Below are 14,118 nucleotides of genomic sequence, written 5' to 3'. Positions count from 1 at the left end.
GGGCGTCGACGCGTGCACGGAAGGCAAGGCGAAGGGGCACTTGACGACGACGCGCTCGGAGGAGCGGTCGCATTCCATGAAGGCTCGCAGGCAACTCGATCGCGTAGGGCTCAGCGCGAGTAGCATCGAGCGGTTTCTTCACGCCGCTGTGAAAGTCGACCTGCACGTCAAGACCGTGCTGTCCTTGTCGCTGGCAACCCTGGGCGTTCTGTACTCCGTCTCCCTTTGCATTCACGTAATCGGGCGAGGGTTGGCGTGGGCAAGAGACGGTAGCCCCAAGCACACGACCAAACAGGTTGATCGGCTGCTGAGTAACAACAATGTGTCCCCATGGCTTCTGTTCGACGCATGGGTTCGCTTCGTAGTGGGGTCGCGAGAGGAGCTGCTGGTCGCTATCGATTGGACGGATTTTGACGCCGACAATCACGCCACGCTGGCGCTGTACTTGATCACCCGTCACGGGCGAGCAACGCCGCTCATGTGGAAAACGGTCGAAAAATCGTCGTTGGCCGGTATGCGCAATGTCTATGAAAATGAGGTAATCGAGCGGCTGCACGACATCCTTCCGAAGACAACTCGAGTAACACTGCTGGCGGACCGGGGCTTCGGCGACCAGGAGCGGTACGCACATCTCGTCAATCTGGGCTGGGACTACATCATTCGGTTCCGCGAGTGCATCATCGTCACCGATGCCGATGGTACTGCGCGTCCTGCAGGCGAGTGGCTCGCATCGACCGGACGGGCAAAGATGCTGAAGAGCGTCCGGGTCACGCAGGACAAGACGGCCATCGCGGCGGTTGTGCTCGTTCATGATAAGCGGATGAAGGAGTCCTGGTGCCTCGCAACCAGCCGCGCCGACCTGACAGCGAGCAGGTGGTCAAGCTCTACGGACGCCGCTTCTGTATCGAGGAGACGTTCCGCGACGTCAAGAACGTTCATTTTGGCATGGATCTCTCCGCCACGCATATTGGCGACACTGCCCGACGCGACCGACTCCTGCTCATAGCGGCCTTTGCGCACGTGCTCCTGACGCTCCTTGGGGAGGCAGGAGAACGGGCCGGCCTCGATCGCCTCCTGAAGACCAATACCGTAAAGCATCGAACCTTGTCGCTCTATAACCAGGGATGCTACTGGTACACTGCCATTCCCAGCATGCGGGAAGAGCGGCTTGTTCAACTCATGACAGCGTACGGCGAAGTTCTCCGTGAGCACGCCGTGACCCGTGAAATTCTCGGGATTATATGAGGGGATGCATCAGGTCACGAGGCACTCGCTATGGGAAGCAATTCGGCTGTCGGTGGCACGATTTGGCGTGAGGACGCACGCCTTCGGACCGATGAGCACAGCGGTCATTTAGGACACCTTTGGACGCCGGAGATCCGAACGCAGTTCACGGAGTTCATGCAGTCTTTTGGCGTTAAGGTGTCTCACTCAGCTACATGGCGTTAAGGTGCCTCACTCAGCTACATGGTGACGGTTATGTTGACAAGAACCATTTCAGTAGGCAGTTGGCAGGAATCGCCGGTGCGCGACACCAATGAGGTGCGACGCTGGCGAGCGCTTGTCGTCACCTCTTCGCTAGCAATAGGCGTCGACGAGCAGGGCCAATGGCTGCAATTTGTTCCCCGAACAGAAAGCCTCATCTCTGCAACTGCTGAGAACATGTTGTTCTTCCTGCCTCTTCTCGACATGGAATACACGGAATTTGATTCACAGACGGGTCGTGTTATAGGGGACGACGAAGAGCTGCGCACGGGCGCAAGAGATCTAGTACAGAAGGTTCTTAGTCTCGCATTGCAACAGCGGTCCCCGTCTTACATTGAGCGTGCGCTATCGTGGCTCGAACACGTCTCGCCCAATGATGATGCGCGCAATGCATTAGACGAGTTTGCGCGCAGCAAACGCGGAACTCAAAGCCTGCGCCAGGCTGCTTTCTCGATTCTGAGGCGTCGCAGCATCTGACACAGATGGCCCCGTCACCAGCAGAGAACCGGTAATTAGGTAGCTACAGCCATCATACCGTGCAAGTCATCGGCTGCTGACGCCCGACCGCGCATTGCGCCACATCTCGTTGTCCGCAATGCCAATGGCAAATCTAAACTGTGAGGTCGCGTAGCCAGGAACGGCGAGGACGAATCGGGCGAGCGACGTCGAAGTTGGCCGTGCTCGCCCTCGTCAGTCTCAGCAACCGTTTTTTTGGGGCGGTACTGACGATCGTTGATCGAATGAGCATCTTTGCTGCGTTACATTTCGCATTGCGAGATGGCCGGTGGCGATCGAGCACCGCGCCGATGGCGCCAAGGAGATGTCGACGCGTCGCAGGTGGATGACCTCGGCGATCTGAGGAGCAGCGGCGCCTGAAGCAGCACCGAAAGCAACGTTTCCGAATCAGCTCCCGAAGCGGCTCGCGGGAGAATTGGCTGAAGCAGCCAAGGTGGGCGCGAAACCGATTCGTCCTGGGACGCCCGCTTTCGAGGCAGCCGTGAACGAGGGCACCATCAAGTGGGTTGTCACCGAGTCAGGTGAACTGGCCATCTCTCCGCACACCGTGAAGGGAGTCGAGATTTCTCACGCGGTGTTGTCAGGTGGGAAGCCGGTGCTTGCGGCGGGACAAGCAGAGGTCGCCGGGGTTGTCGGAAAGTTTGTAGGAATGAGAATTTCGAGGTTCAGCGGCCACTTCAGGCCGACGGCCGAGAGTGTTCAGGTCGGTAGGGAGGCGTTCGCACGCCACGGCATCACGTTTCCACAGTAATAGGGAGCCCATGAACGTTCTAGTGCGAGATTGGAATGTGGCAACACTCGGCGAAATGTCGGACGCCAAGATTCGAATGCTACACCGGCCTTCGGGAAACTTCCGAATTAGCCGCAGCATCTATGCAGCAGGCGAGGACGACGATGGCGTCATGCGCGCTGGCATCTGCTACGTCCTTCATGGGACTTGCTCCTTCAGATTCGGCTCTCAGGAGGCGATCGAGATCCGTGAGGGACAATTCGCCGCTCTTCCGGAAGGGACTTACCACTTCCGCGTCCTAGGAGAAGCGCCCGTGGAGCTGATAATGGTCTGGGAGCTTCCCGAGGACTTCCGTTCGCCCGCCTGACGTGGCTGATGGCTTTCGGTCATTCTTCCCATCCTTGCCGACCGCCGAGCCCGTGCGCCATCGACAGCCCGGTGTTGTCGGTGTTGAGCCTTGCCATCGAGCGATGTCCATACGACAGGTGAACGGGCCGAAGATGGGGATGACGTAGGCCCGGAGCGGATAATGGAGCGGTTCGCAGCGGCGGCACGTGTTGCAAAGACCATCCTTTGCGCCACGCCGTTCGATGCTGATCCGAAGCATCGAAAACCCCGAGATTCCGGCCCGTCGCTCAGGCGCCTTCCGGGGACGATCGTGGAACAGCCAAGAGGGCGCGATGGAGGGTGGTCGGGTGGACGCCGAGGGCGGCGGCGACCTCGCGGATGGACCCATCCCTGACCACGAAGAGCCACGGCCCGCCCGAGGTCGAACTCGACCCTGGGCCTGCCGAGCTTGGCGCCACGCCTCTTCGCGGCCTGGAGCCCGGCCGTGGTCCTCTCCCGGAACAGCTCCCGTTCCAGCTCGGCCACGGCGGCGATGATGGTGAAGCTGAACCTCTCGGCCAGTGTGCTCGTGTCGATGGCGTCGTGCATGGAGATGAAGTCGATGCCCCTGGCCCGGCCCAGTCCACTTTCGCGAGCCGCTTCTCGTGCCGCTCGATTGCCCCGACGATCTTCGCCTTGCGCTCACGCTCCGTGCGCCAGCGCCATGGCTCCGGCAAACCGAAGATCCGCGGCGCTCGCCGCGCCGGCACATTGCTCGCCGCGCGTGCTCTCGGCGCTCCGGGCCGAGCGAACCGCACGGGTGGCCTCGCAAGCCAGCAGGAAGGTGGTCGCTCCCCTGCTTTGGCAGCGCGCCCTGAAGCAGCTCGAGTTGTCGCCACGCGCAGCGCGCGACCGCGACGCCCCTCGTCATCGTGAGGCAACGAGCCACGAAACGCGGGATAAGAGCTGTGAAGGAGAGCTCCTTCACGGAGATACTGCACCCATGAGCAACACCAAGTTCTTCATCAAGGCACTGCGCATCACGGCGGCTTTTCTGGCGATGATCGCGCAGGTGATCCTCGCCTGCATGAGCTGAACGCAGTCGTTTCACGGGCTGCTCCACACACCCGCGCCGCGTCTTCATTCATCCCCGCACTTGTATCACCGCGTCCGCTCGGGCGGACAGGAGTCCTCATGTCCAACGTATCCACTTCCGACCCTCAGCGCCCCTACGCCGCCCAGCCCTACATCATCCGCGTGCTCACCGCGGACGCGACGAAGAAGGGCGCCGCCACGGCAGTCGCCGGCCTGCTTGTGGCAGCCATCTCGGAGGCAATCTGGCCGTCATCGTAGCGGAGTCCGTCGTCGCCGTCGCCCTCGCAGAGATCGCCTCAGCGGCGTTCCGACGCACGCCCAGCCTTCACCCGTAAACCACAACCAGAGAAGCAGTTGAAGGCGGCGTGCGGGACTTCCGTGCGCCGCCTTCGCTTCTTCAGAGTCATGATATGAAGCAGTCCAAGAACGCGCTGCGTGCCGGCGCACTTTCGATGTCCCTACTCGGACTCGAGGCGCATCTCGTTCGCATCGAGACGACGATCACACAGGCGCCGGCCTCCGCCTCCTTCGAGATCACCGGCCTCAGCGAGGCGCGCCAGAGGGAGACCCGCATCCGGGTGCGCACCGCCCTGCAGCAGCTCAACGTGGATCTCCATCAGCACGGGGTCTCCGTCCGTGTTGCGCCGGAGGAGGTTGCGAGGAACGGAACGTTCGATGTGCCGATGGCCCTCACCATCCTCGCCCTGCTGGGGCAGGTCACTACCGCGTGGTTGGAGGACATGGTGATCCTCGGCGAGCTCTCTCTCGGCGGCGCGATCCGGCCCGTGCGCGGCGTACTCCCGAGCCTGCGCGGGGCCATCGCCCAGGGCATCACCCGGGCCATCGTCCCCAAGGCGAATGCCCGGGAGGCCGCGAGCGTGCCCGGGATCCGGGTGCTCGTGGCGGACCACCTGGTCGAGCTCGTGCGCCACATGCGTGAAGGTGCCCCGCTAGAGAGCGCGGGGGAGCCACCGCGCATCTCGGTCGTGCCCCCGGCGGCGGCGCCAGACCTGACCGACCTCCGTGGGATGCATGCCGCGCGGCGAGGGCTGGAGATCGCCGCTGCCGGCGGACATCACCTCCTACTCATGGGCTCGCCCGGGGCCGGGAAGGCGACGCTCGCGCGGCGGATGCCGGGGATTTTGCCGCCGCTCTCGCTCGAGGAGGCGACCGAGGTCACCTCGGTCTACTCCGTGGCCGGCCTGCTCATGCCGGAGGTCGGCTTGATAGGGGCGCGTCCCTTCCGCGCGCCCCATCACACGGTGAGCGGAGCTGGCCTCGTGGGCGGCGGTGAGCCGGTGCGGCCCGGCGAGGTCTCCCTGGCCCACCACGGGGTGCTCTTCCTCGATGAGCTGCTCGAGTTCCGGAGCAGCGTCTTGGAGACCCTGCGGCAGCCCCTGGATGAGGGCCGCGTCACCGTCGCCCGCGGGCGCACGCGCACGACCTTCCCGGCGCAGGCGCTCATCGTTACCGCCATCAACCCGTGCCCCTGCGGGTTCGCGGAGGACTACGCGCGGCGCTGCGTCTGCTCCCCCGAGCGCCTGCGCGCCTACCGGGCGAAGCTGAGCGATCCGCTCTTCAACCGCTTCGATGTCCAGGTGGCGCTCCCGCCGGTCGACGTCGCCGCGCTCCAGAGCAGATCGAAGGACGAGCCCTCGTGCGAGGTGCTGAAGCGCGTCGTCGCGGCTCGCACTGCGCAGCAGGAGCGAGTACGAGCGGGCGCGACAGCCCGGACCAACGCCCAGCTCTCCCCCCGGGAGCTCGACCAGGTCGCGATGCCGGACGCGGTCGGGGCTCATGTACTCGCCGAGGCGACCGAGCGGCTGAGCTTCTCAGCGGCGGCCCACAGCCGCGTGCTCCGGGTCGCGCGCACCATCGCGGACCTCGACGGCAGCGACGGTGTTCACGCCCGGCACGTCGCCGAGGCCGTGCATGCAGTGCTGCTCCCGCCTCGGGGAACCGCGGCCACGCCCCCGGGCTGATCGCCGAGCACGTCGGCGTCCGGAGGGAACCGGACCGCGACGGCAGCGCAGCTCGCCTTCCTTGGTGACCAACAAGAACACGAGGGCGGCGGGCAGGCACTCCTGCGCGCCGTCTTCTTCGTTGGAGGATTGAATGCTGAGACTCGCGAAGAACAAGACCGTGCCGCCGCCGGTCCTGGACCGCGTTCGCCGTCGCCTCACCCGGAGGCTCCTTCGGGCATGCACGGCCGCGGCCCCGCAGTGGGACTACTACCACCAGTTCGCGATCGCGATGATGAAGTCCTACCAGGACCTGCTCGCTGACCTCGACCTCGTCGGCCACTGGGTGGTGCCGCTCGCCGAGACGGATCACTGGATCGACACCCTGATGCTCGGCTGCCCAGACGGGCGCGTGCTCGACATCCCAGACCCGTTCGAGGAGATCGGCCCGCCGCCCTTCCCCTTGGTCCACGAGGTCGTGGACTTCTTCCTGTCGCTCGCACAAGCCGTTTCGCAGGAGTCCCGGATCACGCGCGCGGGGCTGTCATCGTGAGCCCGAAGATCGCGACGGCGCCGTTCGCCGTGGGATCGGATGGGACGGTCTTCGTCAACCTGGCGCACGTGCGGGGTGACGTCGCCGTGGTGAAGCTCATCCGAGCGGCTCGACGGATGGACGGGGTGCTGTTCCTCGGCATCTCCGTCTCCCGGCCGGAGAGGGACGTGTTCATCCAGGCCATCGACAACGCGGGCGCCGAGGCGCTCGCGAAGATGGTCGGCCGGCGCCTGCGCGAGCAGAAGCGATGAGACCGGCGCTCTTCGTCGAGAGGATCGCGATGAAGGTGTTGCGCGTTATCCGCATCGAGACGGCGCCGGGCGGCGCGGTGCATCTCATCACAGAAGCGGGCGAGCGCGTCATCGTCCGACGCAGGGAGGACGAAGGCTACAGCTCCGTCCGCGTCGTCAGGACAACGGAAGAAGAAGTCGCCGATCGGCATCTGCTCACCGTCGAGGCTCTCCCGCGGCGTGGAGCGGGGCCGGCGCTCTTCTGAAGCAGCAACCTGGTGCGCCTGGGGGAGCTTCCCTCGGGCGCGCTTCCACACGCGCCGCTCCGCTGCGCGATGGGAGAGATCCATGTTCACGGAGAAGAAGCCGGGCGCCCCGCGGGTCGCGCTCGTGGGCTGCTCGGCCTCGAAGCTGCAGCACTCGGCGCCGGCGCGCGAGCTCTACACGTCGGCGCTCTTCCGGGCCGCGTACGACTACGCCGAGAGGACCTGCGACGCGGTGCTCATCGTGTCGGCGTTCTACGGCGCGGTCGCACCGAAGGCGGCAATCCGCCCATATGACCGGAGCCTTCGCCTGTACAACAAGCGCGAGCGCGAGGACTGGGGCGTGCGCACCGTCGGGCAGCTGCTGCCGTCTTTCCAGCTGCCGCCCCAGCTCGTGATCCTCGCCGGTACATTGTACGCCGGCGCGCTCGCGCAGGGAGCGCACTGGCACAACCTGCCACGACCCGAGGAGCCCCTACGCGGCATCGCCGGCTGCGGCTCGCGGGTGAAGTGGCTCAGGGCGAACATCCCGGCCAACCGAACCGACGAGCAGGCCGCGGGAGGTGTGCGATGACGCCGAGAGCTCGCGCGAAGGAGCTCGCCGCGTTGGCGGAGCGGGTGCGGCAACTCGCCGACAGCACGAACAAGTCCGAGGCGCTCCGGTGCACCGGCTCGATCTCGTGCCTCAAGAAAGAGCAGGCGCGAAACTTCCGGAAGAACCTGCGACCACTCTGGGCCTACGACATCGATCGGCTCTGCCAGGGTTGCCGGGCGCACTGGTACATCACCATGGCGTCGGTCGAGCTCGACTCGCTCGAGAGCGCTGCGGCAGAGCGAGCGCGTCCTGCCCGCCCGCGGGGATCGCGATGATCGAGGGGGCCCGGGTCATCGAGTTCGACACGTTCGACAACGCAGTGATGTACGCCCGCGAGCACGGCGGAAGAATCTGGCAGGGGGACGACGACGAGCGCGTCGTCTGGTTCAGCCCGCGCGTGAACATGGCCGTGATCCTGACCCACGCCCTCTGCAAGGGCCGCGGGTTCGTCGGGTCGTGGCGTGAGTCCATCGAGTACCGCCATCAGCGGCTGGCGCTCCACTGATCCGCGCTCCTGGTGGACTCGAGGAAGCTCGGGCCCGCCGGCTGGCGCCGACAACGAGAACGACGAGAGGCACGCGATGAAGAAGCCGTCGAAGAAGACGGCCGGCGTCGCGAGATGCGCACTGCCCATGGTCGGCGCCGTCGATGGGCTGCCCCGCTTCGAGCCGGCGACCGACAAGTCGCGGGTCGGCACGCTCGACATCCGCCGCGCCATGCCGGTCGCCCTCCTTGATGGCTAACACCGGCGGGCAGCGATCGAGCAGGCTGTCCCCGAGGACAGCGCCAAGAAGGGGGGTGGCCTCGGCGACGAGGCGATCTCCGTCGTCTTGTTCATCGACGGCGGGCTCGAGAAGTCGCCGCAGAAATTCGCCGACTTGAACCGCTTCGGGGGCGCCCGAACGGCTCGCTCGCGCTCCTCTATGACCACCGCGACGAATTCGCGAGCTTGGCGAAGGCGGTGGTGCATGAGGTCCCGCTCTTCGCCAAGCTCACGGACGGATAGAAGACCTCGATCGCGGGCGGGCCGGGCAAGCTCTTCGCGCTGAGCGCGGTGCACGAGGCGACGCGGGCGCTGCTGCGGGGGTCGAACTGCAACCGGGAGGAGTCGAAGAAGCTTGCCGTGTCCTTCTGGTCCGAGATGGCGGGCGCGATGCGGGACCGGCAGACCGTCGCCGAGGGAAAGATCAGGGCGAGCGAGCGGCGAGAGAAGTGCCTGCACGCGCATGCCGTCGGGCTCGAGGCCATCGGGCGCGCCGGCAACGCCCTCCCCCGAGAGCGGCCGGAGACGTGGAAGACGGATCTCGCTGGGCTGGGTGCCCTCGACTGGTCGCGCACAAGCCCGACCTGGCAGGGCCGGGCGCTCGTCAACGGGCAGGTCTCGAAGACCGCGGCCAGCGTCGTGCTCACGGCGAACGTGCTCAAGAAGCACCTCGGGCTCGACCTCGGCGTGGAGGATCGAGGCGTCGAGAGCCAGTACTGCTTGCGCTGACGAGCTTCAGGATGATGCGCTCAGCCGGACCGCTTGAAGGTGGGGGGCCGTTGAAACGCTGCGCCTCCCACTGGCGCGCGAATTCGATCGAGGTCGTCGTGCGTAAACTTCGGAGGGTTCTTGGCCTGGCTTTGACGCAGGACATCCTCCAGCCCCGCCTGGAAGGCGGCACGCGTCGGTGCAGCCGCTGCCCGCGCGATGTCCGGCGCCAAGAAGATAACCGTGAGGGGCGGGTTGTCGTGCTCGAGGGCGCGGAAATCGTTCTCTTCTTCGTCCAGTACATTCCACATGGCGAGCGCATCGTGGGCTGGCCCTACTACTCCGTCACGGTCGCTCCCGCCCACGACAGCGCCTCACGGTCTCGGACCTCTGTCCTCGACGCCGGAGCAGCGCCTGCCTCTGCGTCGCCATAGCCCGCAGCGCCGCCAGGGGCGGAGGTGCCTCGGCACCACTGCGGCGACGGTGACGACCTCCGCGAGCCAGGGGCCGGCCCGGAGTTCGCCGAGCAGCTCGGAGACGGGCACGCCGGCCGGCGGCTCAACCGCCGGTGACGATCATCGGGTGCGCTTTGTCTTCGACGGCGACAGATCCCTGACCAGCTTCTTCAACGTGCCGGCGGGGAGCGTGCGCGTCAGCGCGAGGATGCGCTCGCGGTCGGAGCCGTCGGGATCGCTCACCATGTCGGCCACGAGGACGCCGAGCCGGTCCGCCAGGACCTGCAACGTTGCCACGGTTGGCATGACGTAACCGCGCTCCAGGTTCGACAAGTGGCCCTTCGAGAAGTCCGCCTCGTACGCGAGCTTCTCGAGCGTCAGCCCAGCCTCCTCGCGGAGGAGCTTGATCCGCTGGCCAATGGCCAGGGCGTGCGGGTCGGGCTCGGTGCGACGAGGCACGCGCCGACCGTACGGAACGAGCCTGGGCGGGTAGTTTGTCGGGACAAACCACGGCAGAGAGCCGCATGCCGCGCCGACGCTTGACCTTGCACTTCACGCAGCGCTAGAGGTTTGTCCCGACAAACCTACGCCGTGAGGGGCAGCGGATGGCGATCACCTGCAAGTACAAGGCGCGCGAGTGGGTGCACGTAACGGCGGCGGGTGGCGGCGCGCTCGCAGCCGCGCCCGTTCCTGGCATGGGCACGTTCGGCCTCGCCGCGCTGGAAGCGACGCTCGTCTACTGGATCGGCCGGGTCTACGGCGAGAAGCTCGACAAGGCCGAGGTCTTGATGATCGTGGCGTCGCTCGAGATCGCGAGCCTTGGTGTTACCGCGCCCTCCCAGTAATGGACATCCCCCAGATCTCGATCCCTGTTCGTGATGGATATCCACCCATTGCTCCCGGCCCCGCCATCATCGAGTCGGTGCGGACCCGAAAGATGGAGCCGGGGTGGACCCAGAGGGCGCGGCGTCGGCGAGCGTTCGCCAAAGTGCATTCCGGATGGGCGTCCAAAATTCTCACAAAATCTCGCATCGATGCCCGCCGTCTCCCGGACGGCGAGCATTCCTGATCCATTGCCACAATTACCACTGCACTGGGCGGCATGTCTCCGCTGCCGCCGGCGTAAGGCCAGCGGCAGCGGAGCGGAGCATCGGCGCGGGGCCGGCCACAAAATAGGCGACGAGGGGATGCGTGTTGTGGCGACTCGTCCTCCCCTCGTCGTGCTCCGAGGACCTTGGAGGAACGGAGCTCATGCAGGATCGTTCAAGCCGACATCGACATCAAGCGCTGGATGACCGCGCTGCCCTCGGTCGAGCAGATGCGGCCGCCGCGCTGCCCCTGCTGTGACGCGGCCAGCCGCCCCGTGAACGGCCCGCGGGGGATGCGCGGTCACGGCCTGCGCGAGCGCCAGGTGTGCGGCCCGCTCGACCCAGGCGGCGCTCCCCAGCAGGTCACGGTGCGCGCTCGGCGCTACCGCTGCAGCGGCTGCGGCGCGATCACGGTCGTCGTGCCGCGCGGGGTGCTGCACCGACGGCGCTACACTGCATCGGCGATCGGCTGGGTGCTCGCCCGCATCGGACTCGACGGCGCGACCACGCCGGTCGTCCGTGCCGAGGTCTGCGGCGCCGTGATCGTGGGCGTCGCGGCGGCCGAGCGGTGGCTCGCGCCGTCGCGATGGATCGAAGCCAGTCGCCGCGGACAGCTCTTCCCCCGGCTCGGACGCCACAGCGCCGAGAGCCGCCGCGCGCACATCGCCGAGCGCACGGCGATGCAGCTCGTGGCGCTGTCTCCTCGGGGCGGCGCCGGCGAGCCCGCCGCTCACCTGGCGTTCCGCGGCGCCGCGCTCGCAGCGTGATGCCCATGCTCCGCGAAACGCGAGCTCCGGCGACTCCACCATCCAAGATCGGGCACGGCGGCGGAGCGCTCTGGCACTGGGTTTCCACGGGTCGTCGACACGCACCCGTGGAAAGGACCGTTCGTGGACATCCTCAAACTTAAAGATCACGCGGAGTAAATCGCCCTCTTCCGCCATGGCCTCATCGGCCAGATCTGCGCTCGCGATCTCGAGCATGGCGATCTCGTCGAAGCGCTGCGCACCCTCTCGAAGGAGCGCGTGCGCCCGCCGGGGAGCGCGTGCACGCGCTCTTTCGCGGTGCCAACCCTCGAGCGCTGGCTCTACGCCTACCGTCAGCGGGGGCTCGAAGGTCTCTGCCCTCGCGCCCGCTCCGACCGCGGTCGTGGCCGGGAGCTCGACCCCGGGCTCCGGCAGCTTCTTTGCGACATCCGGCGCGAGCACCCGGCGGCCTCGGTGCCGCTCATCCTGCGCACCCTTCGCGCCGATGGACGCCTGGACGCCACGGTCAGCGCCTCGACCGTGCGTCGCCTCTACCGTCAAGAGGGACTCGACAAGATCGCGCAGCGCGACGGCAAGGGGCCGACGACCCGGCTCAAGTGGCAGGCCGAGCACCCGGACGCGCTCTGGCATGGCGACGTCTGTCACGGCCCGACGCTTCAACTCGACGGGCGCCGGGTCACCGTGCGGATTCACGCCCTGCTCGACGACGCCTCGCGCTTCATCCTCGTCGTCTCGGTCGAGAGTGACGAGAAGGAAGACACCATGCTGCGGCTGCTCGTCCGGGCCCTCCGGCTCTACGGCATTCCGACCGCGCTCTACCTGGACAACGGTGCAACCTACCGTGGTGATGCCTTGCGCCTCTTCTGCTCGCGGCTCGGGATCACCCTGCTCCACTCGCGCCCCTACGATCCGCAGGCGCGCGGCAAGATGGAGAGATTCTGGAGGACGCTACGGGAGAACGTGCTCGACCACCTGGGCTCGATCACCTCGCTGGAGGACATCGCCTCTCGCATCCAGGCCTTCGTCGACGTCCACTACCACGCGTCCCCGCACGCCGGTCTGATGGGGCGCGCGCCGGGGCTCGTGTACGCGCCCGGACAGCGTGAGATCGACGCCCTCTCCGAGGCCCGCTTACGCGAAGCGCTCACGCTCCGGCAGCGTCGGCGCGTGCGCCGCGATACGACCGTCTCCGTCCGCGGGCAGCTCTTCGAGCTGGATCACGGCTACCTCGCCGGCCGCACCGTGACGGTCGCCTATTGCCTGCTCGACGAGCCTCTGGCCCCGGTCGTCGAGGTCGAGGGGCAGCGGATCCCGCTTCGTCTCGTCGATCCGGTGCACAACGCGCACGTGAAGCGGCCGCCGCGCCATGTCACGAGGACCGGCGCGTCGCCCAGGGGAAAGCCGGTCGCCTTCGACCCGGGCGGCGCGCTACGCGACAAGGCTGCGCGCGATCAAGTTGCGGCGGACGACGCGGACGCCGTCGACGGGGAGGAGGACCTCGATGCGATCTTCTGATGTTATCTACTACGGGCTTAGCAAAGCCGCCTTCTCCAAAGAGCAAGAAGATGCCGAGCTGTGGTTGCCCACCTCGAAGCAGGTGCTCGTCGACGACCTCGAAGCGGCGCTCCACGAGCGTGCCAGCGTGCTTCTCGTGGGGGAGCCTGGTGTCGGGAAGACGTGTGTGCTACGAGCCTTGCGACATCGGCTGCCTGAGGCCGGATTTCGCCTGACCTACTGCCACAATGCGACGCTCGGGCGCCGCGACTTCTACCGCTACCTCTGCCACGCGCTCGGGCTGCAGCCGACCTCGAGCGCGGCGAACCTGTTCCTCGCGGTCGAGCGGCATGTCCACGAGCTGCGTAGAGATCGGGTGCATCCGGTGTTTCTGCTCGACGAGGCCCATCTGCTGCACCCGGACATGATGGCGCATCTGCATATCCTCTTGAACCACGAGTGGGACAGCCGAGCTCTCTTGTCGATCGTCCTTGTTGGCCTTCCGGAGCTCGAGGGCCGAATGGCGTTGCGCTCCCACCGCTCGCTGCTCACGCGCATCCATCACCGCTTCATGATCGAGCCGGCGACGGTGGAGGACACGACGGAGTACGTGGCATTCCGGCTGAAGGGCGCCGGCGCCGACCACGAGATCTTCTCGCGCGAGTCGCTCACCGCGCTGCATGAGCTTGCGTCGGGCTCGCTGCGCGAGATCGACCGCCTCGCCTCGGCGGCGATGCGGGAATCGGCGCGCCGGAAGCGGAAGCTGGTCGACCGCGACGTGGTTGTCCGCGTCGCGGAGACGCTCACGCTCTCCTCGGCGCTCGGCTGAACGGCGGCGCGCGGCCCGCGAGGAGCGTCGGCCTCGCGGGCCGTATCGCGCCAGGCCCACGATGGCCATCCCCTCGCCACACCGGCGGTGGCCCGCACGATGCCCATCGCGCCGCGTGGCGCCGGGGCAGCGCCTACGATGGCCATCACCCGATAGCGCCCTGCCGAGCGGCCGCCAGATGGCCATCAGCCAGCCGGCGCGCGGTGCCATCAGCCAGCCGGCTGTTGCTGGACCGTTCAAACCGCGGAAATCTGAACAG

General features: G+C 66.7%; 21 protein-coding genes and 2 pseudogenes. 20 read left to right on the top strand and 3 right to left on the bottom strand.

Annotation, left to right across the window (positions count from 1 at the left end; translation table 11 throughout):
• Positions 1-76 precede the first annotated feature (76 nt).
• From WMF17_RS10995 to WMF17_RS10975, 5 genes and pseudogenes are all read left to right on the top strand, one after another.
• Positions 77-1,245, top strand: a pseudogene (locus tag WMF17_RS10995) (IS4 family transposase).
• A 30-nt stretch (positions 1,246-1,275) separates the two neighbouring features.
• Entirely contained in the window at positions 1,276-1,449 is a 174-nt protein-coding gene (locus WMF17_RS10990) for a polymorphic toxin type 43 domain-containing protein (RefSeq protein WP_437649287.1), read from the top strand.
• A gap of 30 nt (positions 1,450-1,479) precedes the next feature.
• A complete protein-coding gene (locus WMF17_RS10985) occupies positions 1,480-1,962 on the top strand; it encodes a hypothetical protein (RefSeq protein ID WP_437649285.1) in 483 nt (160 codons plus the stop codon).
• Positions 1,963-2,482: 520 nt separating this feature from the next.
• Positions 2,483-2,752 (top strand): hypothetical protein, encoded by a 270-nt coding sequence (locus tag WMF17_RS10980; protein ID WP_437649283.1) that lies wholly within the window; start codon positions 2,483-2,485, stop codon positions 2,750-2,752.
• 10 nt (positions 2,753-2,762) lie between these two features.
• A complete protein-coding gene (locus tag WMF17_RS10975; protein WP_437651501.1) occupies positions 2,763-3,098 on the top strand; it encodes a cupin domain-containing protein in 336 nt (111 codons plus the stop codon).
• Here WMF17_RS10975 and WMF17_RS10970 read toward each other — a convergent pair.
• Entirely contained in the window at positions 3,014-3,667 is a 654-nt protein-coding gene (locus WMF17_RS10970) for a recombinase family protein (RefSeq protein WP_437649281.1), read from the bottom strand. The genes WMF17_RS10975 and WMF17_RS10970 overlap by 85 nt on opposite strands.
• Before the next feature lie 585 nt (positions 3,668-4,252).
• On the opposite strand from WMF17_RS10970, the gene WMF17_RS10965 reads away from it, so the two are divergent.
• From WMF17_RS10965 to WMF17_RS10915, 11 genes and pseudogenes are all read left to right on the top strand, one after another.
• Positions 4,253-4,411, top strand: coding sequence for a hypothetical protein (locus WMF17_RS10965; RefSeq protein WP_437649280.1), 159 nt, complete (start codon positions 4,253-4,255; stop codon positions 4,409-4,411).
• 194 nt (positions 4,412-4,605) lie between these two features.
• Complete coding sequence (locus WMF17_RS10960) at positions 4,606-6,135, top strand: YifB family Mg chelatase-like AAA ATPase (RefSeq protein ID WP_437649278.1); 1,530 nt, start codon at positions 4,606-4,608, stop codon at positions 6,133-6,135.
• Between the two features lie 133 nt (positions 6,136-6,268).
• Entirely contained in the window at positions 6,269-6,667 is a 399-nt protein-coding gene (locus WMF17_RS10955) for a hypothetical protein (RefSeq protein WP_437649277.1), read from the top strand.
• Positions 6,664-6,918: a hypothetical protein gene (locus WMF17_RS10950; RefSeq protein WP_437649275.1), complete on the top strand. Its 255-nt coding sequence runs from the start codon at positions 6,664-6,666 to the stop codon at positions 6,916-6,918. Before WMF17_RS10955 ends, WMF17_RS10950 begins: the two co-directional genes overlap by 4 nt.
• Positions 6,919-6,947: 29 nt before the next feature.
• Positions 6,948-7,163: a hypothetical protein gene (locus tag WMF17_RS10945; RefSeq protein WP_437649274.1), complete on the top strand. Its 216-nt coding sequence runs from the start codon at positions 6,948-6,950 to the stop codon at positions 7,161-7,163.
• Positions 7,164-7,245: 82 nt separating this feature from the next.
• Positions 7,246-7,734 (top strand): DUF6884 domain-containing protein, encoded by a 489-nt coding sequence (locus tag WMF17_RS10940; protein ID WP_437649272.1) that lies wholly within the window; start codon positions 7,246-7,248, stop codon positions 7,732-7,734.
• Positions 7,731-8,030, top strand: coding sequence for a hypothetical protein (locus tag WMF17_RS10935; protein ID WP_437649271.1), 300 nt, complete (start codon positions 7,731-7,733; stop codon positions 8,028-8,030). Before WMF17_RS10940 ends, WMF17_RS10935 begins: the two co-directional genes overlap by 4 nt.
• Positions 8,027-8,260 carry a hypothetical protein gene (locus WMF17_RS10930; RefSeq protein WP_437649269.1) on the top strand — a complete coding sequence of 78 codons (234 nt, stop codon included), beginning with the start codon at positions 8,027-8,029 and terminating at the stop codon, positions 8,258-8,260. Before WMF17_RS10935 ends, WMF17_RS10930 begins: the two co-directional genes overlap by 4 nt.
• A gap of 76 nt (positions 8,261-8,336) precedes the next feature.
• Entirely contained in the window at positions 8,337-8,498 is a 162-nt protein-coding gene (locus tag WMF17_RS10925) for a hypothetical protein (RefSeq protein WP_437649268.1), read from the top strand.
• Positions 8,499-8,510: 12 nt separating this feature from the next.
• Positions 8,511-8,804, top strand: a pseudogene (locus tag WMF17_RS10920) (DNA sulfur modification protein DndB); the annotation flags it as partial.
• On the top strand, positions 8,771-9,247 hold the full coding sequence (locus tag WMF17_RS10915) for a DNA sulfur modification protein DndB (RefSeq protein WP_437651318.1): 477 nt from the start codon (positions 8,771-8,773) through the stop codon (positions 9,245-9,247). The pseudogene WMF17_RS10920 and the gene WMF17_RS10915, both read left to right, overlap by 34 nt.
• A gap of 20 nt (positions 9,248-9,267) precedes the next feature.
• Here the strand turns inward: WMF17_RS10915 and WMF17_RS10910 are convergent, their stop codons facing one another.
• On the bottom strand, positions 9,268-9,537 hold the full coding sequence (locus tag WMF17_RS10910; RefSeq protein ID WP_437649266.1) for a hypothetical protein: 270 nt from the start codon (positions 9,535-9,537) through the stop codon (positions 9,268-9,270).
• 264 nt (positions 9,538-9,801) lie between these two features.
• Positions 9,802-10,140 (bottom strand): helix-turn-helix domain-containing protein, encoded by a 339-nt coding sequence (locus WMF17_RS10905; RefSeq protein ID WP_437649264.1) that lies wholly within the window; start codon positions 10,138-10,140, stop codon positions 9,802-9,804.
• 146 nt (positions 10,141-10,286) lie between these two features.
• Here WMF17_RS10905 and WMF17_RS10900 point away from each other — a divergent pair, with 146 nt between their 5' ends.
• The 4 genes from WMF17_RS10900 to WMF17_RS10885 all read left to right on the top strand — a co-directional run bounded on the left by WMF17_RS10900 (position 10,287) and on the right by WMF17_RS10885 (position 13,859).
• Positions 10,287-10,526 (top strand): hypothetical protein, encoded by a 240-nt coding sequence (locus WMF17_RS10900; protein WP_437649263.1) that lies wholly within the window; start codon positions 10,287-10,289, stop codon positions 10,524-10,526.
• A 389-nt stretch (positions 10,527-10,915) separates the two neighbouring features.
• Entirely contained in the window at positions 10,916-11,536 is a 621-nt protein-coding gene (locus tag WMF17_RS10895; protein WP_437649261.1) for a hypothetical protein, read from the top strand.
• 297 nt (positions 11,537-11,833) lie between these two features.
• Positions 11,834-13,051, top strand: coding sequence for a DDE-type integrase/transposase/recombinase (locus tag WMF17_RS10890; protein ID WP_437649259.1), 1,218 nt, complete (start codon positions 11,834-11,836; stop codon positions 13,049-13,051).
• Complete coding sequence (locus tag WMF17_RS10885; protein WP_437649257.1) at positions 12,993-13,859, top strand: ExeA family protein; 867 nt, start codon at positions 12,993-12,995, stop codon at positions 13,857-13,859. Before WMF17_RS10890 ends, WMF17_RS10885 begins: the two co-directional genes overlap by 59 nt.
• The last annotated feature ends 259 nt before the right edge of the window (positions 13,860-14,118 follow it).

The sequence above is a fragment of the Sorangium sp. So ce362 genome (genome assembly GCF_051519845.1).
Taxonomy (GTDB): Bacteria; Myxococcota_A; Polyangia; order Polyangiales; family Polyangiaceae; genus Sorangium.
This window is presented reverse-complemented; position numbering and strand designations above follow the sequence as displayed.

Coding starts and splice junctions, on each gene's coding strand:
- WMF17_RS10940 (WP_437649272.1), top strand. CDS start 7,246: ATGTTCACGGAGAAGAAGCCGGGCGCCCCGCGGGTCGCGCTCGTGGGC.
- WMF17_RS10975 (WP_437651501.1), top strand. CDS start 2,763: ATGAACGTTCTAGTGCGAGATTGGAATGTGGCAACACTCGGCGAAATG.
- WMF17_RS10910 (WP_437649266.1), bottom strand. CDS start 9,537: ATGTGGAATGTACTGGACGAAGAAGAGAACGATTTCCGCGCCCTCGAG.
- WMF17_RS10965 (WP_437649280.1), top strand. CDS start 4,253: ATGTCCAACGTATCCACTTCCGACCCTCAGCGCCCCTACGCCGCCCAG.
- WMF17_RS10960 (WP_437649278.1), top strand. CDS start 4,606: ATGTCCCTACTCGGACTCGAGGCGCATCTCGTTCGCATCGAGACGACG.
- WMF17_RS10900 (WP_437649263.1), top strand. CDS start 10,287: ATGGCGATCACCTGCAAGTACAAGGCGCGCGAGTGGGTGCACGTAACG.
- WMF17_RS10990 (WP_437649287.1), top strand. CDS start 1,276: ATGGGAAGCAATTCGGCTGTCGGTGGCACGATTTGGCGTGAGGACGCA.
- WMF17_RS10955 (WP_437649277.1), top strand. CDS start 6,269: ATGCTGAGACTCGCGAAGAACAAGACCGTGCCGCCGCCGGTCCTGGAC.
- WMF17_RS10930 (WP_437649269.1), top strand. CDS start 8,027: ATGATCGAGGGGGCCCGGGTCATCGAGTTCGACACGTTCGACAACGCA.
- WMF17_RS10925 (WP_437649268.1), top strand. CDS start 8,337: ATGAAGAAGCCGTCGAAGAAGACGGCCGGCGTCGCGAGATGCGCACTG.
- WMF17_RS10945 (WP_437649274.1), top strand. CDS start 6,948: ATGAAGGTGTTGCGCGTTATCCGCATCGAGACGGCGCCGGGCGGCGCG.
- WMF17_RS10935 (WP_437649271.1), top strand. CDS start 7,731: ATGACGCCGAGAGCTCGCGCGAAGGAGCTCGCCGCGTTGGCGGAGCGG.
- WMF17_RS10985 (WP_437649285.1), top strand. CDS start 1,480: ATGTTGACAAGAACCATTTCAGTAGGCAGTTGGCAGGAATCGCCGGTG.
- WMF17_RS10970 (WP_437649281.1), bottom strand. CDS start 3,667: ATGCACGACGCCATCGACACGAGCACACTGGCCGAGAGGTTCAGCTTC.